Annotated in this window: 17 protein-coding genes; 9 read left to right on the plus strand and 8 right to left on the minus strand. The window is 60.9% G+C overall.

Features of this window, described 5'->3' with window-relative positions; translation table 11 throughout:
* The first annotated feature begins 82 nt into the window (after nt 1–82).
* From KUA23_RS29750 to KUA23_RS29765, 4 genes are all read left to right on the plus strand, one after another.
* Entirely contained in the window at nt 83–265 is a 183-nt protein-coding gene (locus KUA23_RS29750) for a hypothetical protein (protein WP_252993244.1), read from the plus strand.
* Nucleotides 266–337: 72 nt separating this feature from the next.
* Entirely contained in the window at nt 338–1330 is a 993-nt protein-coding gene (locus KUA23_RS29755) for an AraC family transcriptional regulator (protein WP_078050783.1), read from the plus strand.
* Nucleotides 1331–1519: 189 nt separating this feature from the next.
* Nucleotides 1520–2560 carry a histone deacetylase family protein gene (locus KUA23_RS29760; protein WP_078050784.1) on the plus strand — a complete coding sequence of 347 codons (1041 nt, stop codon included), beginning with the start codon at nt 1520–1522 and terminating at the stop codon, nt 2558–2560.
* Complete coding sequence (locus KUA23_RS29765; RefSeq protein ID WP_214497141.1) at nt 2557–3648, plus strand: polyamine ABC transporter substrate-binding protein; 1092 nt, start codon at nt 2557–2559, stop codon at nt 3646–3648. The genes KUA23_RS29760 and KUA23_RS29765 overlap by 4 nt, the downstream gene beginning before the upstream one ends.
* Nucleotides 3649–3657: 9 nt before the next feature.
* Here KUA23_RS29765 and KUA23_RS29770 read toward each other — a convergent pair whose 3' ends face one another.
* Together KUA23_RS29770 and pdxR are read right to left on the minus strand one after the other, a co-directional pair.
* Nucleotides 3658–5934: a hypothetical protein gene (locus KUA23_RS29770; protein WP_252993245.1), complete on the minus strand. Its 2277-nt coding sequence runs from the start codon at nt 5932–5934 to the stop codon at nt 3658–3660.
* Nucleotides 5935–5993: 59 nt separating this feature from the next.
* Nucleotides 5994–7541: a MocR-like pyridoxine biosynthesis transcription factor PdxR gene (gene pdxR / locus KUA23_RS29775; protein WP_252993246.1), complete on the minus strand. Its 1548-nt coding sequence runs from the start codon at nt 7539–7541 to the stop codon at nt 5994–5996.
* An 87-nt stretch (nt 7542–7628) separates the two neighbouring features.
* Here pdxR and KUA23_RS29780 point away from each other — a divergent pair, with 87 nt between their 5' ends.
* From KUA23_RS29780 to KUA23_RS29790, 3 genes are read left to right on the plus strand one after another with little or no spacing between them, the layout of a single operon-like run.
* A complete protein-coding gene (locus KUA23_RS29780; protein ID WP_252993247.1) occupies nt 7629–8267 on the plus strand; it encodes an FMN-binding negative transcriptional regulator in 639 nt (212 codons plus the stop codon).
* The gene (locus KUA23_RS29785; RefSeq protein WP_078050789.1) at nt 8264–8710 is read left to right on the plus strand and encodes a GNAT family N-acetyltransferase; all 447 of its coding nucleotides are present in this window, start codon (nt 8264–8266) and stop codon (nt 8708–8710) included. Before KUA23_RS29780 ends, KUA23_RS29785 begins: the two co-directional genes overlap by 4 nt.
* A 10-nt stretch (nt 8711–8720) precedes the next feature.
* A complete protein-coding gene (locus tag KUA23_RS29790) occupies nt 8721–9392 on the plus strand; it encodes a GNAT family N-acetyltransferase (protein ID WP_078050790.1) in 672 nt (223 codons plus the stop codon).
* A 212-nt stretch (nt 9393–9604) separates the two neighbouring features.
* Here KUA23_RS29790 and KUA23_RS29795 read toward each other — a convergent pair whose 3' ends face one another.
* Together KUA23_RS29795 and KUA23_RS29800 are read right to left on the minus strand one after the other, a co-directional pair.
* Nucleotides 9605–9862, minus strand: coding sequence for a helix-turn-helix domain-containing protein (locus tag KUA23_RS29795; RefSeq protein ID WP_371857045.1), 258 nt, complete (start codon nt 9860–9862; stop codon nt 9605–9607).
* Nucleotides 9863–9870: 8 nt separating this feature from the next.
* On the minus strand, nt 9871–11145 hold the full coding sequence (locus tag KUA23_RS29800; protein ID WP_099493337.1) for a type II toxin-antitoxin system HipA family toxin: 1275 nt from the start codon (nt 11143–11145) through the stop codon (nt 9871–9873).
* Between the two features lie 351 nt (nt 11146–11496).
* Between KUA23_RS29800 and KUA23_RS29805 the strand changes: the two genes are divergently transcribed.
* Nucleotides 11497–12771 carry an autotransporter outer membrane beta-barrel domain-containing protein gene (locus KUA23_RS29805; protein WP_252993248.1) on the plus strand — a complete coding sequence of 425 codons (1275 nt, stop codon included), beginning with the start codon at nt 11497–11499 and terminating at the stop codon, nt 12769–12771.
* A gap of 89 nt (nt 12772–12860) precedes the next feature.
* Here KUA23_RS29805 and oadA read toward each other — a convergent pair whose 3' ends face one another.
* Complete coding sequence (gene oadA, locus KUA23_RS29810) at nt 12861–14669, minus strand: sodium-extruding oxaloacetate decarboxylase subunit alpha (RefSeq protein ID WP_078050793.1); 1809 nt, start codon at nt 14667–14669, stop codon at nt 12861–12863.
* A gap of 11 nt (nt 14670–14680) precedes the next feature.
* Nucleotides 14681–16096, minus strand: a complete 1416-nt coding sequence (locus KUA23_RS29815; protein ID WP_003195732.1) for an acetyl-CoA carboxylase biotin carboxylase subunit — start codon at nt 16094–16096, stop codon at nt 14681–14683.
* 196 nt (nt 16097–16292) lie between these two features.
* On the opposite strand from KUA23_RS29815, the gene KUA23_RS29820 reads away from it, so the two are divergent.
* Nucleotides 16293–17267: a LysR family transcriptional regulator gene (locus KUA23_RS29820; protein ID WP_252993249.1), complete on the plus strand. Its 975-nt coding sequence runs from the start codon at nt 16293–16295 to the stop codon at nt 17265–17267.
* Here KUA23_RS29820 and KUA23_RS29825 read toward each other — a convergent pair.
* Complete coding sequence (locus KUA23_RS29825; RefSeq protein ID WP_252993250.1) at nt 17197–17394, minus strand: PA3496 family putative envelope integrity protein; 198 nt, start codon at nt 17392–17394, stop codon at nt 17197–17199. The two genes, KUA23_RS29820 and KUA23_RS29825, sit on opposite strands and share 71 nt — an antisense overlap.
* A 148-nt stretch (nt 17395–17542) precedes the next feature.
* Nucleotides 17543–18409, minus strand: coding sequence for a transcriptional regulator HexR (hexR, locus tag KUA23_RS29830; RefSeq protein ID WP_003177007.1), 867 nt, complete (start codon nt 18407–18409; stop codon nt 17543–17545).
* Nucleotides 18410–18427: the final 18 nt, after the last annotated feature.

Here is an 18427-nt window from a genome sequence, read left to right on the forward strand (position 1 = left end):
GTCCCCGCCAACACCACGCTGACTACCTTGACGCTTTCGATGCCTACCCTTCAAAGGCCAGACACTTGCCAAGGAATTGCCAATGTCAAACAACGTGCCCACTGATTCTCATCCCACCAGCGCGTCTGAACTGCTCACTCAGCTCACCACCGGGCCCACCCTGCAGGAAGTCGCGACCAGCACGCTGCGCAAGGCGCTCAGGGAGCAATACCCCACACTGGAGATCGACCCGGACCTGGCGACGGTCTTCACCTTCGCCGGTTGATTTTGCAGCAGTCGGTACCCTGTGAACGGCATGCAACTTGCTCGTCCAGTCCCACACTCTGGCGACGTGCTTATGCTGCATTCACACCTGACCACCCTCAATGCCGTGTCACTGGTGCTGGCGACCTTCCAGGACCAGGGCCTGGCGAACGATGTCTTGTTGGCCGGCAGCGGCATTGGCCTGGCCGATCTACGCCACGCCGACACGCGCATCACCACCTGCCAGGAAATGCGCGTATGCGCCAACGCCGTGGCCTTGCGCGAGGATATCGGCCTGGACCTGGGCCAGCGCATGCACGTGTCTTGCTACGGATTGCTCGGCTATGCCCTGCTCACCAGTGCCACCTTAGGTGACGCTTTGCGCCTGGCGTTGCGCTACCCGGCGCTGTTGGGAACACTTTTTGAGCTCAAGCTGGTGGAGGACGGCCAGCAGGTCTGGCTGACTGCCGGCGACTATCGGGAAAACCCGGCGCTGGCGGCGTTCAATGTGGAGTTTTGCCTGGTGTCGATGAAAGTCATCTGCGATGACCTGCTCGGCCGCGCCCTGCCTTTGCGTGAGGCACGCTTTGACTACGCGGCGCCGGATTATCACGCCCGCTATGCCGAGCGTTTTGACTGCCCGGTGCAATTCGAGGCCGTCTTCAACGGGTTTGCCTTCGACCTGGAGTGGCTGCAACAGCCGCTCCTCCTGGCCGACCCCATCACCCACCGCGCCATGGCCGAACGCTGCCGCAAACAGAACTCCGAGTTCACCGGGCGCCAAGCCTGGCTCAGCCGCGTACGCCAGTTGTTGGCCGAACAACTGCACGCCGCGCCAGGCCTCGACGGCCTGGCCGCACAGATGAACTGCTCGCCCCGCACCCTACGTCGGCACCTGCAGGCACTGGGTTGCAGCTACCAGCAAATGCTCGACGAGCTACGCTTCGAGCAGGCCAAGCAGTGGCTGGCGGAAGACCAGTTGCCGATTTATCGCATCGCCGAACGGCTGGGGTTCAGCGAAACCGCGAGTTTTCGCCACGCGTTCGTGCGCTGGAGCGGGGTGGCGCCGAAGCGGTTTCGCGCCTGAGTACCTTGGCGATAAAGCGCCGTTGGAACAGGGCTGCACCACGCTGATGCCTTCGCGTGCCTTGAGGGGGCGAATTGCGGTCACAGCCTTTGGCCATATCTATCCCCTTTTGGCCGCTCCCGCCGTTCTCTTGAAGGGCGCACCCCGCAACACTGCAAGGCACAACAAAGAGCCTGCGGGGAACCACACATGCTGACGATCTACTCGGACGATCACCACCTGCACCACGGACGCTGCGAATTGATGGACGGGCAACTGATGCCCTGCTTCGAAATGCCGTCCCGTGCCGACCATGTGTTGCAACGGGTCAGGGACCGTGAGCTGGGCCCGGTAGAGGCGCCACAGGATTTCGGCCTGGCGCCGCTGCAACGCATTCACAGCCGCGACTACCTCGACTTTTTCAAAGGCGCCTGGGACCGCTGGACCGAATTCGGCCAGGACGGCGACCTGTTGCCCTACACGTGGCCGGCCCGCACCCTGCGCCGGGTGTTGCCGACCAGCTTGCATGGGCAATTGGGCTACTACAGTTTCGACGGCGGCGCGCCGATCACCGCTGGCACCTGGCAAGCGGCATACAGTGCGGCGCAAGTGGCGCTCACCGCGCAACAGGCGATCCAGCAAGGCGCCCACAGCGCATTTGCCCTGTGCCGCCCACCGGGGCATCACGCTGCCGGCGACTTGATGGGCGGTTATTGCTACCTCAACAACGCCGCCATCGCCGCCCAGGCCTTTCTCGACCAAGGCCATGAAAAGGTCGCGATCATCGACGTGGACTACCACCACGGCAACGGCACGCAATCGATCTTCTATGACCGCAGCGATGTGCTGTTCACCTCGATTCATGGCCACCCGGAGGCCGAGTTTCCGTTCTTCCTCGGTTACGCCGATGAGCTGGGCGAAGGCGCCGGCGAAGGTTTCAACTTCAACTACCCACTGCCAGCCGGCTCGGGCTGGGCGCAATGGAGCGCAGCACTCGAAGCGGCGTGCGCGCAAACCGAACGTTACGGCGCCGACGTCATTGTGATCTCCCTTGGCGTGGACACCTTCAAGGACGACCCGATCTCCCAATTCAAGCTCGAGAGCCCGGATTACCTGGCCATGGGCCGACGTATCGCGCGCCTCGGCAAGCCGACCCTGTTCGTGATGGAAGGCGGCTACGCAGTGGAAGAAATCGGCATCAACGCCGTCAACGTTCTCGAAGGTTTCGAATTAGAAGGAGCCACCCGATGAAGATGCTCACCTCCCTCGCCTTGTGCGCCGCTATGTTGAGCAGCGCGGTACAGGCCGACGAGAAAACCCTCAAGGTCTACAACTGGTTCGACTACATCACCCCCAAGGCGCTGGAAGATTTCAAGGCGCAGAACCCGAGCATCAAGTTGGTCTACGACATCTTCGACACCAACGAAGCCCTGGAAGCCAAGCTGCTCACCGGCAACTCTGGCTATGACGTGGTGGTGCCGTCCAACGTGTTCCTGGCCAAGCAGATCGAAGCCGGGGTATTCCAGCCCCTGGACCGCAGCCAGTTGCCTAACTGGAACCACCTCGACCCCAAGCTGATGAAGCTGATCGAAGCCAACGACCCCGGCAATAAATTCGCGGTGCCCTATATGTACGGCACCATCTTGATCGGCTTCAACCCGGACAAGGTCAAGGCAGTGCTGGGGCCCAACGCACCGGTAGACAGCTGGGACCTGATCTTCAAGGAAGAGAACATCAGCAAGCTCAAGCAGTGCGGCGTGGCGTTGCTCGATTCGCCGTCGGAAATCCTGCCCCTGGCGTTGCAGCACCTGGGCCTGGACCCCAACAGCAGCAACCCCAAGGATTACGTCAAGGCCGAAGCGCTGTTGATGAAAATCCGCCCGTACATCACCTACTTCCACTCGTCCAAGTACATGGCCGATATCGCCAATGGCGACATCTGCGTGGCCGTCGGTTACTCGGGCAGCTTTTCCCAGGCGGCCAACCGTGCCAAGGAAGCCAAGAACGGTGTGACGGTGGACATGCGCCTGCCCAAAGAAGGCGCGCCAATCTGGTTTGACATGCTCGCCATCCCCAAGGGCGCACAGAACCCGCAGGACGCCTACACCTTCATCAACTACCTGCTGCAACCGCAGGTGATTGCGCCGATAAGCGACTTTGTCGGCTACCCCAACCCGAACAAGGATGCCACCCTGCAAGTCGACCCAGCGATTCGTAACAACCCCAACCTGTACCCGACCGACGCGGCGATGGCCACGCTGTACACCCTGAAGCCACTGGGCCGCGATGCGGAACGTGCCAGGACGCGGGCGTGGACCAAGATCAAGTCGGGGACCTGAACCGGCCCATCACCGGGGGGCGCTCAGAAAGGGCTGGCGCGCCGCAGCATTGCTGATCGGGCCGCGATGTACCTTGATGCCTGCCTGGCGTTCATACTCACGGCCCAGTCGGCGCTGGGCCACGGTTTTCAGATGCGCGGCGCTGGGGTAGTCGTCGCCGGTGTCCAAGGCCGGGTAGTGAAAGTGGGCATACCACAGCGGTGTTTCGCCGTTGCTCAGGTCCAGCACCTCAAACTCCTGGAGGTAGTCACGCGCTGCGTCAATGGTCTCTTCCACACGACCATTGAGGCGGCGGATACGGATGAGGTTCTGCCCCAGCAGGTAGGTCAAATCGCCCATGTTCGGTGTGCACGTGAGACGGATCATCTCGATGCGCAATGCCTGGCCCCTGACGCGCAGTTGGCTCGCCTCTTCGCGCAATTGGCGCACCAACGCAATGGACGCTTCGGTATGACGAGTTTGGGTGTAGCGCTCAAGCGTCGCCGCTGCCTCCTCGAATTGCTGCGCACTTCGCTCCAGGCTCTCTTCGACGAGCACAGGCAGCATGCCCGTGGCTTGGGCGTCCCGGTTCGCGTGTGCCAGGATCGCCGACTGTGTCGCGGCAAGCGCAGTACCGGTGTTCATTGCTTTGCGCGCCGTGACGCTCAGGCCCTCAAGATCGCGCCGCAGCCTGGGGCGGCGCTCGATCTCCCATTCACCGTGCGCATCACGGGTGAGGTACGGCCCTCGGTTGACCGGCCGTTGCGGGTCATCCACCACCTGATATTCCACCACGTCGACGTTGAGCAACGGACCGAGGCGGATATTCGACAGGACGTTGAAGTGGTTTTCGTCCTTGTTGTAGATCAGCCCGCCGTCCACACGATGCAGTCCTGCTTCGACCTGGGCAGAAGATACTGGCCGACGCAGTGCCCGCAGGCGCTGGAGCTGTAGCCGCGAAAGTTGCTGGCGCGCACCTGCCCAGGCAGTATCCAGGCGCTTGATTCGAGGGTGTGCGGCGAGCGATGGGCTGCTATGACGGGCACCGGGGTAAATCAGCAGCAACGCCAGGTTGCGCAGTAGGTTGACGTCCCTGCGCCACGATTCGGGATTGTCCGGCTCCGCCGCCTGCAATAAATTGCCGCCCACTTGCTTGAGCCGAGCCAAGGTGTGCAAAGGTTCCTCGAACAACGCGGCGTCCGCGCGCTGCACCACAAAATCCTGGTACAGCCGGGCAAAGGGATCAGCCAACGGTGATCCCGCGGCCACCGGTGTATCCACTTGCTGCAACAGGGGCATGGTCCAAGGCCGCAGCAGCACCCAGGGGCCGCCCTCCGTAGGCCCGATCACAAAGCCCTGCCCATCCGACAACGGCCTGAACAGCATTGGCTCTCCCTGCTCCAGGCGTTGGCTGGCATAGGTGCGCACGGCTGCGCGAACCCTGCGATAGCCGCGTTCAGTCATACCCTCGCGGCCTTGCAGGCTGTACTCAAGCGCAACACGCCGCAATTGCAGCGCCAACAACCGTGCAAATAGCGGGCTGGGCCCATCGCCTGGCACTTGATCGACCAGACGTTGCCCCCGATATTTCCTGCAAGCCCTGGCCATCGCCAACACCCATTTGCTATAGGCCAACCGCCCAGACGGTGGCGCATTGCGTAACCAGGCGGGCAATTGGTGCGCCAACTCGTCGCGCAGCGCGTCTTGCTCGGTGTCCTGCCGGAATAAATCACCGAGCCGCGTAGCCCAGGCTAACTGCCGATCGAGTGGCTCAATCGTCGCAACGCTTTGCAGGTCGATCAGGTGGATACGCTGCACGGCGACGTCCAATGCGCTCAATACCCAGCCTTCGAAGGCGTCATGGTCGAGCCGCTCGGCATTCGCCAAAGGCCAGGTTTCAAGCATTTCGAGGCCCCGGGGCAAGGAGTAAACCCACACCCGGCCGGCGCCACGGGTCAACGCCAGGGCCAGACTACCGTGATGCCAAATCACATACGCCAGCGGGGTGCCGCGCTCTGCGCCATCGGGCTGGGTCAGTACCGCGTCAATCAGGCCATCGGCGTCCTTCTCATCGGCCACGGCCTGCGTCAGATACTGTGTAATGCGCAACCACGGGCTGATCTCATCGGCATCCGGCTCGCAGAAGAAATCAACCAAGGCATCGCAGTAGTAATCGATGACGTGCTCGGGCTGTTGATCGAGTTGGGCTTGGGTCACGCCGAGCGATTGCAGCGTGGGCCGCAAAGCGAGCTGTTGACTGACGCTCAGCAGCAACGGGTCGTGGGGTGAAACGGTATCGACAGGCACGGTGCATCACCTCTGCAAAAGATCAAAGGTAATGAGCCTGCCCGGCACTCAAACGGTAGTTAGTTAACGCTGGCGCCCCAGGCCTGTCGTAACCGCGCCAGCGCCTGGGCGATGTCGGCTTCTGGCACGGCGGCGAAGCCCATGACCAGGCCGGCACGCTGATCCGCCGGCGGGGTCGATTGCGCCAGCCAGTAGCTGCTCAGGCCGTTGATTTCGATACCCACGGCATGGGCCTGCGCGAGCAATTGCTGCTCGCGCGCCAGGCTATCGACACGTACGGTCATGTGCAGGCCTGCTGCGACGCTCGGTAGCTCGCCAACCCCTTCAATCCCACCGGGCCATCCGGCCAGCAAGGCATTGCGTCGACTCAAGGCCGCGCGCCGCATGCGCCGGATATGCCGCTGGAAATGCCCGGCGGCCATGAACTCGGCCATCACCGCCTGGGTGCTGACTTCGGAATGACGCATGTCGACGGCCCGACGCCGGGCGAAGGCATCCACCAAGCCCGGCGGCAGCACCAGGTAGCCCAGGCGCAACGCGGGAAAGGCCACCTTGCCGAAGGTGCCGACGTACAACACACGCCCGTTGCGATCCAACGCCGCGAGTGGCGACAACGGCGCGCCGCTGTAGCGGTACTCGCCGTCGTAATCATCTTCAATGATCCATCCGCCCTTGCGCTCCGCCCAGGCAAGCAATTCCAGGCGCCGCGCCAGGCTCATCACCACGCCCAAGGGGTACTGATGGGACGGTGTCACATAGGCGACACGGCAATCGTCGAGGCGGTTCAATGCTTGGCAATCGATACCCTCGCTGTCCACCGGGACACCGTGCAACCGTCCACCCGCCAAGGCAAACGCATGACCCGCCGCGCGATAGCCAGGGTTTTCCACCGCGACCCCATCGCCCGGCTCCACCAGCAACTGTGCACAAAGGCTAATGGCCTGTTGCGCGCCACTGGTGATCACTATTTGCTCAGCCGCGCATTGCATGCCCCGCGAGCTGCGCAGGTAGGCGGCAATCAAACCGCGCAGGCGGCCGTCACCCGCCGGGTCGCCATAGCACAGCAGCTCCAGGTCCGGCTTGCGCCAGAACGCCCCGTTCAGCTTGGCCCACACCTCAAACGGGAACAGGTCGAAGGCCGGTACGCCCACGCGAAATGCCCGAGGCGGCCCCGAAGGAGGCAGGGCCAGATGATTGTTTTTTACCCTCGCCAAGCCCGCGCTGTGGATAACTTCGTTGTCGAGGTCCTCCGGTAAATTTACCAATTTTGTGGATAAGGCTGGGGATAAGCCTGTTGAAAACCCTGTGGATACTTTTGTGGATAGTTTTTTTGCGCTGGGCAATTGGGCGACGTAAGTGCCATCACCCACCCGGCTTTCGATAAACCCCTCCGCATACAGCTGATCGTAGGCACGCACCACACTGTTGCGGGAGATCGACAACGCCGCCGCCAAGTCACGGGTGGCCGGTAACCGTGTGCCACTGACCAGCCGCCCGTCCAGCACCCGCTGGCGCAAAGCATCGTACAGTTGACGAGTCAGGCCCTGACGGCGATCAAGCTCAATGCCAGCAGGGTTGAATGACAGTGGCGGCGAAGTGGGCGACATATTGGACCTACGAAATGGGGGCCAGATGGCTCTTTCAACGAACCATTAGCCTGCCTAGGATGCAGGCATTCGCCAAGGAATATTTCCATGTACACACCCCGCGCCTTTGCCCTAGACGATTTGCCCGAACTGCAGCAACTGATCCAGCACACGCGCCTGGCGCAGTTGGTGACCGTTGGCGAGCAAGGCCTGCAAGCCAGCCACCTGCCGTTGCTGCTCAATCCCGATGAAGGCCCGAACGGCACGCTCTATGGGCACCTCGCCAAGGCCAACCCGCAGTGGCGCGACCTGCAAAATGGCAGCGAAGCCCTGGTGATCTTCGCTGGCGCCGAGGCCTACATCAGCCCGGCCTTTTACCCGGCCAAGGCCGAGCACGGCAAAGTGGTACCCACCTGGAATTACATCGCCGTGCATGCCTACGGCAAGGCTGACGTGTTCAGCGACGCCGAACGCTTGCTCGGCGTGGTCACCGCGCTGACCGATCGTCACGAAGGCGGCCGCGCCCAACCGTGGAAGGTCAGTGATGCCCCGGCCGACTACATTGACGGCATGCTCAAGGCCATCGTCGGCTTTGCCTTGCCGATCGAGCGCCTGGTCGGCAAACGCAAACTCAGCCAGAACCGCAGCGCGGCGGACATCGCCGGCGTTCGCGATGGCCTCGCCGCCAGCGTCGACGTCCGCGACCAGACCCTCGCCCGCTTTATTCCCCAAGGAGCTTCAGAATGAGCCAGATCGACATCCGCCCGGTCACTGCCGCCGACCACGCCGCCTGGCTCCCGCTGTGGCAAGCGTATTTGACGTTCTACAACACCGAGCTGCCGGACGCCGTCAGCCAGAACACCTGGCAACGCCTGATCGACGCCAAAGAGCCAACCCACTCGGCCCTGGCCTGGCAGGATGGCAAGGCTGTGGGCATGGTCAACTTCATTTATCACCGCTCCAACTGGAGCATCGAGAACTCCTGCTACTTGCAGGACCTACTGGTGGTTCCGACCCAACGCGGCACCGGCGTCGGCCGCAAGCTGATCGAATTTGTCTACGCTACCGCCAAGGCCGACGGCTGCTGCAAGGTCCACTGGCTGACCCACGAAACCAATGCCACGGCGATCCAACTTTACGAACGCATCGCCGAACGCCCCGGTTTCATCCAATTTCGCAAAGGTCTTTAAGGAGCGCAGCATGACTACTTCTCTCGCCGACTGGAAAGGCGTCCCGGCCCCCACGGTGCAACTGCTCGAAGGGCGTTTTATCCGCCTGGAAAAACTCGACCCGGCCCGCCATGGCGACGACCTGTTCAAAGCCCTGCAAGGCCCCGGTGCCGATCCGAAGCTGTGGGACTACCTGCCTTATGGTCCCTTCCCTGAGCGCAGCGTCTTCAACGATTGGCTGAACAACCACGCAGCCCACAGCGATCCCTACTTTTTCAGCGTGATCGACCGCGCGACCGGCCAGGTACAGGGCATCCTCAGCCTGATGTCGATCGTCCCGGATCACGGCCGAATCGAAATCGGCCACGTCACCTTCGGCGCCCCCATGCAGCGCTCACCGAAAAGCACCGAGGCCGTCTACCTGCTCGCCAAGCACGCGTTCGAACAGGGCTACCGCCGCCTGGAATGGAAGTGCAACAACGCCAACGACCGCTCCAAATACGCGGCCGAGCGATTGGGTTTCAGTTTTGAAGGCGTGTTCCGCCAACACACCGTGGTCAAGGGCAAGAACCGCGACACCGCGTGGTATTCGATCATCGACTCGGAATGGCCGAAGGTAGGCGCCGGGTTTGAGGAATGGTTGTCAGAGGGCAACCAACGGGGTGACGGTCAGGTGAAATCACTGGCGCAGTGCCGGGGCTGAGCCGGCAAGCCAGCCCTGATCAATGGGGGAGCCGGGCTTGCCCGCGATAGCGAATTTATCTGCATCGCCGGCAAGCCAGCTCCCACATTTGGATCGCGGTGCAACAGGTAGATAGCTGTGAGCAAGCTCCCTCGCCACAGGTCCAGCGCCGTACCCAGAGTTGAGTAAATACCTACGGCCATCGCGGGCAAGCCCGGCGCCTGCATGGATCCTCAGCGGCGGACCTTGACCACGCCCATCTTCAGTCCAAACGGCCTGAACACGGCATTCAGTGACTTAAGCGTCTGATTCCCTTCGCCATGTTCAATATGCACCAACGTGCGCACAGAGATTTTGCACATCTTGGCGAACTGGGCTTGGTGCAGGCCAGTGACTTCGGTGCGTAGACGGCGCACAGCGTCGCCTATTTCGAGAGAACCGTCTGACAAGCCCTGCTCGATGCTTTCAATCACTTGCGCGCGCTGACTCATTGAGAGGCTCATTGGAGGCCCCAACTTCTCAGACGCTGATCAAGGTTTCGTAAGGCAATACTCGGATGATTCAAGGTGACCTTCGGTAAACCGCTGTCGACCAATATATCCGGCAGCGCCCTGAGACGCTGAGCATCTGTGCGTAAGCGCTCAAAGGCATCCGTGGGGTTAATAACCGGTGCGAGCGCATTACATACACCGCGCCAATCAATATCACCCGCGACTTCCAGGGGCCGCGGCCACTTAGTCGTGCGAGTAACACCTTCAGGGTCCATGACCATCGGTGCGAGGTCGTAGATGGGGGCCAGACGCAAGCTATCGGGGCCACGAATAATCGATGTGTTCCGCCCATGGTTGTCGGAATTCCCCAACACTTTATTGAGCAAGTCGCGACGAAGATAATCCGCGACCAAGTCGGTCAATTGTTCACCTTGACCTGCCTGCTGCCACAAACCTGCCAGTTGCAACAACACATCCAGATGGCTCATCGCGCTGCCCGGTTTTGTTACACCTGCCAGAGAATAAATGGACTCCACCGCAAAGCGCTCCACTCCTTGATCACTGACATGACGATCAAAACGGTGCATCCAAAGACTTGGCTTTGTCGCCATCTCCAACGCCAGGCCCTCGACTGCAACGGTCTCGATCCCTAATGACTGCAGCGCTTTGTAGTAGTGAAATTCGCTTCTCAGAATGTCTTGATCAATCTGCAGGCCTTGATTACGAGCAAACTTTATAAACCAGTGCTGGCTGGCTTGATCATCACCCAACACCGCATCTGGATAAAGCAAGCCTTCGTGGCTTTGCGTCAACAACAGCTTTGGGGCCTCTCCACCTGCGCCGGTCGCTCCCCCAATAGCAGCCCCCTGCTCGTAGGCGTACTCCAGAAATCGGTTATCGCGATCAATCACCTCCTGTCGTTCAAAGCCCATAGGTGGACGGTCGTTGAGGGCCTGAAGTGACTCCTTGATTCGCATGTGTCCGATAGGGGCAGGAGTGCTTCGCGCTAACAAAAACAAATCCGAACTGACGTTATCAGTGCTCAGCATCTCAAAGCGGCTAGCCAGGAACCGCTTCGCTGCACCCGCAGGTGCGATGTCATGAAGAAAGGCCGGGGCGTTCCGGGGAGCCTCCTGCGCCCAGTTCAAGGGCACCCTTACACTCACGGCCTTGGCAAACACAGTGTCAATATGGTCCAAATGATCAACCAGGTAATCAGACTCGTAGCCGAAACGGCAGGGGCTTGCGAAACCTTTATCCGGCTCTGAAAACTCAAGCGTCATTGCGTCCTGCCAACGATCGGCATTGAATATCTGCAGAGTAAGCCTGTACGCATCGTCAATACGCAATTTAATGCACCTTCAGATAATATATAAGCGCCACAAACGCAATATAGTGCATAAATTGCGTTGTGACCGCCAAAAAATTGCAATTTAATGCAGTTTCATTACAACTCTCGAACCCAATCCGCATCAAAATGCGTATCCATGCTTTCAGCCAATGCCTATTGATCCGGAGTTTTTAATCGCACCGCACTAAAGACAACTCCCGCAAACCAAGGGTCGCTGGCCTGACAGTTATCACCCCGCCATCTCGCTAAATTCCTGGCCTCATTCATCAGAGGCCGGGAATTCATGTCCTTTTCAGTCAAGAAACTCACACGCGCTATCACGCTCGCACTAGGCGTCGTCAGTGCGCAACTGTCCCATGCCGTCATGCCCTTTCAGTTCCCACTGGATCTGCCCTACGACTACTGGTTTTACGCACCCGCCACTGAAACCTCTTCTCTGGACAACCACCTCACGCGTCGCGCAACCACTGACAACGGTCGCCAGGTTGCCAGGATGCTCGAGTCCGCACTGAAGCGCTTGTTGGAATCCGGCCAGTTGAGCTCCCAGCAGATCAAGGCGTTGGAGAAGCTTGACGCTGCGTTTGCCAAACGACCTGGCGAGTTCGGCATGGCCCTGGAACAGTTGGCCGGCAGCCAGAACGCCAACCTCGCGGCGGCTACCCAAGCCACCACCGAGCAGATCAGCGGCCAGTTGCTATCGGTGCTGCGCACACGGCCCACGGACGAGGATGGCCACTTCTGGGTGCAGGGCCTGTCCGACGAAGGCAGCCTGGACAAACAGGGTGGCAGTGCCGGCCTAAACTACGGCACCCAGGGCTTGATGCTGGGGGCCGATTGGGCGCTCGACCATGCCTGGCGTGTCGGCGTCATGGGCGCTAAATCCACCAGCGACTTGGATGCCCAACGCTTTTCCGCCGACTTGGATAGCTGGCACCTGGGCGGTTACGCCGTTCGCCAGGATGGCCCGTTGTCCATGCGCCTGGGGGCGATCTATAGCAGCCACGCCGGGCAGAACACCCGCGCTGTTCAGCTTGTGGACTACAAGGAATCGCTCAAAGGCAGCTATGACGCGCAGAGCCAAAATGTGTTTTCCGAATGGGGCTACCAACTGGGCAACGGGGACATCAGCGTCGAACCCTTCGCCGGCCTCGGTTACCAGCGCTACTACCGCGAACGTTTCAAGGAACAGGGTGGCCTGACCGCACTGAACGTTGGCCCGCAAACTCAGCAAAACCTGAACAGCACCCTCGGCCTGCGCCTGGCCACGGTGTACCGTTTCGATAACCGGATGAGCCTCACGCCTTACGTGAGCACTCACTGGAAACACCTCTATGGCAACGTCGACAGCCAGGTCAGCCAGTCCTTTCGCACTGCGGCGGGCTTCGGTACAGACTTCACCATCAACGGCACCGCCCTGGACCGCAACAGCCTCAACTTGCAGGCGGGGCTGGATCTGGCATTGTCGAACGAACACACGGTCGGCCTGGCCTACACCGGTGAAAGCGGCACACACAGCCGCAACCATGGGCTGATGGGGCGATGGCGCGTGATGTTCTGAACCCGACCTCGGCGGCCGATAAACCCCAGGCGAAAAAAAAGGGGGGCACCTGCCCCCCCGAGGATTAAGCGGTAGTGTCGAAGGCTTGATCAGCCTTCGATTTCAATCAGGATTTCGCCAGGGTTGACCCGGTCGCCCTTGGCCACGTGAACGGCGGTCACCTTGCCGGCAATCGCTGCCTGCACTTCGGTTTCCATCTTCATGGCTTCGGTAATCAATACAGCCTGGCCGGCCTTGACCACGTCGCCTTCCTTGACCAGCACATCAACGATATTGCCCGGCATCGCGGTGCTCACATGGCCCGGCTCGGTGGCGTGCTTGCGCTTGCTGCCGCCGCTGCTGACAAATTCGTTGAGCGGTTCGAACACCACTTCTTCCGGCATGCCATCGATAGACAGGTAGAAGTGGCGTTTGCCTTCGGCCTTCACGCCCACACCGGTGATGTCCACGCGGTAGCTTTCACCGTGCACGTCGATGACAAACTCGGTCGGCACGCCTTCGCCACCGGCACGCGCCACACCGCCGGCTTCAGGAATCGGCAGCAGCACTTCCGGCGCCAGGGTGCCGGCGTCGCGTTCTTCGAGGAACTTGCGCCCGATGTCCGGGAACATGGCGTAGGTCAGCACGTCTTCTTCGGACTTGGCCAACGCGCCGATTTCGCCGCGCAGCTTGGTCATTTCCGGCTTGAGCAGGTCGGCCGGACGTACGTCGATCACCTCTTCGCTGCCGATGGCCTGGCGACGCAGTTTCTCGTTCACAGTGCCCGGCGCCTTGCCGTAGCCGCCTTGCAGGTAGAGCTTCACTTCGTTGGTGATGGTCTTGTAGCGCTCGCCGGCCAGTACGTTGAAAAACGCCTGGGTGCCAACGATCTGCGACGTTGGGGTCACCAGCGGCGGGAAACCCAGGTCTTCACGCACACGCGGAATCTCGGCCAGCACTTCACCCATGCGGTTGAGGGCGCCCTGCTCTTTCAGTTGGTTGGCCAGGTTGGAAATCATCCCGCCCGGCACCTGATTGACTTGCACACGGGTGTCGACGGCGGTGAATTCGCTTTCGAACTGGTGGTACTTCTTGCGCACGGCGTAGAAGTACAGGCCGATCTCTTGCAGCAGTTCCAGGCTCAGGCCGGTATCGAATTCGCTGCCTTTGAGGGCCGCGACCATCGACTCGGTACCTGGGTGGCTGGTGCCCCAGGCGAAGCTGGAGATGGCCGTGTCGATATGGTCGGCACCGTTTTCGATGGCCTTGAGTTGGCACATCGCGGCCAGGCCGGCCGTGTCGTGGGAGTGGATAAAGATCGGCAGGGTCTGCTCGGCTTTCAGTGCCTTGACCAATTCACCGGTGGCGTACGGGGTCAGCAGGCCAGCCATGTCCTTGATCGCGATCGAGTCGCACCCCATGGCTTCCAACTGCTTGGCCTGGGCCACGAAGGCCTCGACGGTGTGCACCGGGCTGGTGGTGTAGGCGATGGTGCCTTGGGCATGTTTGCCGGCGGCTTTCACCGCTTCGATGGCCACGCGCAGGTTACGCACGTCGTTCATGGCGTCGAAGATGCGGAATACGTCGATACCATTCACGGCCGCCTTGGCCACGAACGCCTTGACCACGTCGTCGCTGTAGTGGCGGTAGCCCAGCAGGTTCTGGCCACGCAGCAGCATCTGCAAGCGCGTGTTGGGCAACGCGGCACGCAGTTTGCGCAGGCGCTCCCACGGGTCTTCTTTCAGGAAGCGGACGCAGGCGTCAAAGGTCGCGCCGCCCCAGACTTCCAGGGACCAGTAGCCGACTTTGTCGAGCTTGTCGCAGATCGGCAGCATGTCCTCGGTGCGCATGCGAGTGGCGAGCAGCGATTGGTGGGCGTCGCGCAGGATGGTGTCGGTTACGAAAATCTTCTTAGTCATTGTTGTATTCCTCACAGGCCTGCGTGGGCGGCGATGGCGGCGGCGATGGCCAGGGCCAGCTCTTCGGGTTTGCGCTTGATCGAGTAGTTGGTCAGCTCAGGGTGGCTTTCCACGAAACTGGTGTTGAACTGGCCGCTGCGGAATTCCGGATTGCGCAGGATTTCCTGGTAGTAGGCGGCGGTGGTCTTCACGCCTTGCAGGCGCATGTCGTCCAGCGCACGCAGGCCGCGGTCCATGGCTTCTTCCCAGGTCAACGCCCACACCACCAGCTTCAGGCACATGGAGTCGTAGAACGGCGGGATGGTGTAGCCGGTGTAGATCGCCGTGTCGGTGCGCACGCCGGGGCCGCCAGGTGCGTAGTAACGGGTGATCTTGCCGAAGCTGGGCAGGAAGTTGTTCTTCGGATCTTCGGCGTTGATACGGAACTGCAACGCGAAACCACGGTGCTGGATGTCTTCCTGTTTCACCGACAGCGGCAGGCCGGAGGCGATGCGGATCTGCTCGCGGACGATGTCGATCCCGGTGATTTCTTCGGTGATGGTGTGTTCCACCTGCACCCGGGTGTTCATCTCCATGAAGTACACCTCGCCCTCGGCGAGCAGGAACTCCACGGTGCCGGCGTTCTCGTACCCCACGGCCTTGGCGGCACGCACCGACAGGTCGCCGATGTAGGCACGCTGCTCAGGGGTCAATTGCGGGCTTGGGGCGATTTCGATGAGCTTTTGGTTGCGGCGCTGGATCGAGCAATCGCGCTCGAACAGGTGCACCACATTGCCAAAGCTGTCACCGAGGATCTGCGCTTCGATGTGCTTGGGATTGACGATGCATTTTTCCAGGAACACTTCCGCCGAACCAAAAGCCTTGGTGGCCTCGGAAATCACACGGGGGAAGGCTTGTTCGAGTTCTTCACGGCTGTTGCAGCGACGGATACCGCGACCACCGCCACCGGAAGTGGCCTTGAGCATCACCGGGTAACCAATGCGGTCGCCTTCGGTCAGGGCTTCGTGGATATCCGCGACGTTGCCTTCGGTGCCCGGCGTGACCGGCACACCGGCCTTGATCATGCTGCGGCGCGCTTCGGTCTTGTCGCCCATGCGGCGAATCACTTCGGCCGACGGACCAATGAATTTGATACCACGTTCGGCACAGATGTCCGCCAGCTCGGCGTTTTCCGACAGGAAACCGTAGCCGGGATGCAGCGCATCACAACCGGTTTCCACCGCCAGGTTCACCAGCTTGCGCGGGTTCAGGTAGCCGGCCAGGGGCTCGGCACCAATGCTGTGGGCTTCGTCGGCACGTTTGACGTGCAACGCGTGGCGGTCGGCGTCGGAGTAGACCGCGACCGAGCGAATGCCCATCTCGGCGCAGGCACGCACGATTCGTACGGCAATTTCACCACGGTTGGCGATCAGGATCTTTTTTATCACTTGGAAATTCCCTTGAGCCGATTGCTGCGTTCTTCGACCCACTAGACCTGGGTCGGCGCGTGACCAAATGTTTCATGACAGTCGCGAGACACACACTAAGCCTGCAGAGGGATTAACAAAAATCAATAATTATTGGGTCGTGCATAAGTAAAGACTTATAGTTGGCTCGACAGCCGCTGGCAAAAGGATTGAAATAATGCGTAAGTCATTGATGCGTATGACATTGCGTCAACTGCAGATCTTCAATGAAGTGTGTGACTTGCGCTCCTACAGCCGCGCTGCCGAGGAAATGTCCCTCACACAACCTGCCGTGAGCCTACAAATTCGCCAGCTGGAAGAGCTGATTGGCCAGCCGCTGTTCGATTACGTCGGCAAAAAGCTCTACATGACCGAGGCCGCCGAGGCCTTGCAGCGCGCCAGTCGCGATATTTTCGGGCGCCTGGAAAACCTCGACATGCAGCTCTCGGACATGCAGGGCTCGTTGCAAGGCCAGCTGAAACTGGCGATTGAATCCAGCGCCAAATACTTCGTGCCGCACCTGTTTGCGGCCTTCAAGCGCCAGCATCCGGAGGTGCAGTTGCACCTCACCGTGGTGAACCGCGCCCAAGTAATCCGACGGCTGTCGGACAACCGTGACGACCTGGTGATCATGTCCATGGTGCCCCAGGACATGGGCCTGGAATTCCTGCCGTTCCTCAACAACCCGATTGTCGCCGTGGCGCCACCCGATCACCCGCTGAGCTTGCAAGGCCCGCTGCGCCTGCAGGACCTGGAACCCTACACGCTGCTGCTGCGCGAACCGGGCTCCGGCACGCGCCTGGCTTGTGAGGAGTATTTCAAGGAGAAACGCGTGCACTTCACCCAGACGGTGGAAGTGGCCTCGGCCGAGGCGCAGCGTGAATGTGTATGCGCGGGGTTGGGCGTGGCCCTGCTGACGCGTCACGCGGTCAACATGGAGCTGGCCACCGGCGGGCTCAAGGAGCTGCCGGTGGAAGAGCTGCCGCTGTACCGCAGTTGGTGCCTGGTGCAGGCCAAGGCCAAGCGCCTGTCACCGGTGGCCCATGCGTTCCTGGGCTTTATCCGCAGCGAGCGGGTGCAGATCAGCGCGCTGGCTGAACGTTTCGCTGGGCAGCCGCGGGTGCCTGCCAGTAGAGTTCCGGGTAATCCGTGATGCTTTGGAGCAACTGGCGCTCCTCGCAACGGTCTTCGATTGCGCGACGGAACGCCATGCGGCGCTGGTCTTCCTGCTGACGACGGGTTTTGACGGAGCTGCTGCTTTCTTCGTAGTGCCGGGCCATTTGGAGTCTCCCAATGCGAGTACGGGGAGTTCAGGATGGCCCTGGGCGATGACGCAGCGATGACAGCCTGATGAAGATTCTGGGTTCGCAGGAGACCCAAATGTAGGAGGGGGCTTGCCCCCTCCTACATTTTGCTCTGTGTACCGTTTTAGTCATCCAGGGCTTTGACGGACTTGGGTGACAGGCGAAGGCTGCGCAGACTGCGCTTCACGCTCTTGAGGTGGTTGACCAGGCTCGGCCCGCGCGCCATGGCCACACCCATCGCCAACACGTCGATCACCACCAGGTGGGCAATGCGTGAGGTCAGCGGCGTGTAGATCTCGGTGTCTTCGTGCACATCGATGGCCAGGTTGACCGTGGACAGTTCAGCCAACGGCGTCTGGCTCGGGCACAAGGTGATCAGCGAAGCGCCACTTTCACGCACCAGGTTGGCGGTGATCAGCAGGTCTTTGGAACGCCCCGATTGGGAAATGCAGATGGCGACGTCGGTGGGCTTCAAGGTGACCGCCGACATGGCCTGCATGTGCGGATCACTGTAGGCCGCTGCGGTGAGCAGCAAGCGGAAGAATTTGTGCTGGGCATCGGCAGCCACCGCGCCGGAGGCACCAAAGCCATAGAACTCGACGCGTTGGGCCTGGGACATGGCCGTCACGGCCTTTTGCAATTCCACCGGGTCGAGCTTCTCACGCACTTCCATCAGGGTGTGCAGGGTGGTGTCAAAGATCTTCAGGCTGTAGTCAGCGACAGAATCGTCTTCATGGATCGCGAATTGCCCAAAGCTCGCACCGGCCGCCAGGCTTTGAGCCAGCTTGAGTTTCAAGTCCTGGAACCCGGAGCAACCGATGGCGCGGCAGAAGCGCACGATGGTCGGCTCGCTGATGCCCACGCTGTGGGCCAGGTCGGCCATGGAACTGTGCATCACAGCCGCAGGGTCAAGCAGCACGTGATCGGCAACCTTGAGTTCCGATTTGCGTAACAGGTGGCGCGACTGGGCGATATGTTGCAACAGGTTCAAAGGGCAGGACTCTTGTTA

The organism is Pseudomonas pergaminensis, from assembly GCF_024112395.2.
GTDB lineage: Bacteria > Pseudomonadota > Gammaproteobacteria > Pseudomonadales > Pseudomonadaceae > Aquipseudomonas > Aquipseudomonas pergaminensis.

What these genes read in the sequence shown, in the direction of transcription:
- KUA23_RS29750 (WP_252993244.1), top strand. Translation starts at nt 83, where the DNA reads ATGTCAAACAACGTGCCCACTGATTCTCATCCCACCAGCGCGTCTGAA.
- KUA23_RS29755 (WP_078050783.1), top strand. Translation starts at nt 338, where the DNA reads ATGCTGCATTCACACCTGACCACCCTCAATGCCGTGTCACTGGTGCTG.
- KUA23_RS29760 (WP_078050784.1), top strand. Translation starts at nt 1,520, where the DNA reads ATGCTGACGATCTACTCGGACGATCACCACCTGCACCACGGACGCTGC.
- KUA23_RS29765 (WP_214497141.1), top strand. Translation starts at nt 2,557, where the DNA reads ATGAAGATGCTCACCTCCCTCGCCTTGTGCGCCGCTATGTTGAGCAGC.
- pdxR (WP_252993246.1), bottom strand. Translation starts at nt 7,541, where the DNA reads ATGTCGCCCACTTCGCCGCCACTGTCATTCAACCCTGCTGGCATTGAG.
- KUA23_RS29780 (WP_252993247.1), top strand. Translation starts at nt 7,629, where the DNA reads ATGTACACACCCCGCGCCTTTGCCCTAGACGATTTGCCCGAACTGCAG.
- KUA23_RS29785 (WP_078050789.1), top strand. Translation starts at nt 8,264, where the DNA reads ATGAGCCAGATCGACATCCGCCCGGTCACTGCCGCCGACCACGCCGCC.
- KUA23_RS29790 (WP_078050790.1), top strand. Translation starts at nt 8,721, where the DNA reads ATGACTACTTCTCTCGCCGACTGGAAAGGCGTCCCGGCCCCCACGGTG.
- KUA23_RS29795 (WP_371857045.1), bottom strand. Translation starts at nt 9,862, where the DNA reads ATGAGTCAGCGCGCGCAAGTGATTGAAAGCATCGAGCAGGGCTTGTCA.
- KUA23_RS29800 (WP_099493337.1), bottom strand. Translation starts at nt 11,145, where the DNA reads ATGACGCTTGAGTTTTCAGAGCCGGATAAAGGTTTCGCAAGCCCCTGC.
- KUA23_RS29805 (WP_252993248.1), top strand. Translation starts at nt 11,497, where the DNA reads ATGTCCTTTTCAGTCAAGAAACTCACACGCGCTATCACGCTCGCACTA.
- oadA (WP_078050793.1), bottom strand. Translation starts at nt 14,669, where the DNA reads ATGACTAAGAAGATTTTCGTAACCGACACCATCCTGCGCGACGCCCAC.
- KUA23_RS29820 (WP_252993249.1), top strand. Translation starts at nt 16,293, where the DNA reads ATGCGTAAGTCATTGATGCGTATGACATTGCGTCAACTGCAGATCTTC.
- KUA23_RS29825 (WP_252993250.1), bottom strand. Translation starts at nt 17,394, where the DNA reads ATGGCCCGGCACTACGAAGAAAGCAGCAGCTCCGTCAAAACCCGTCGT.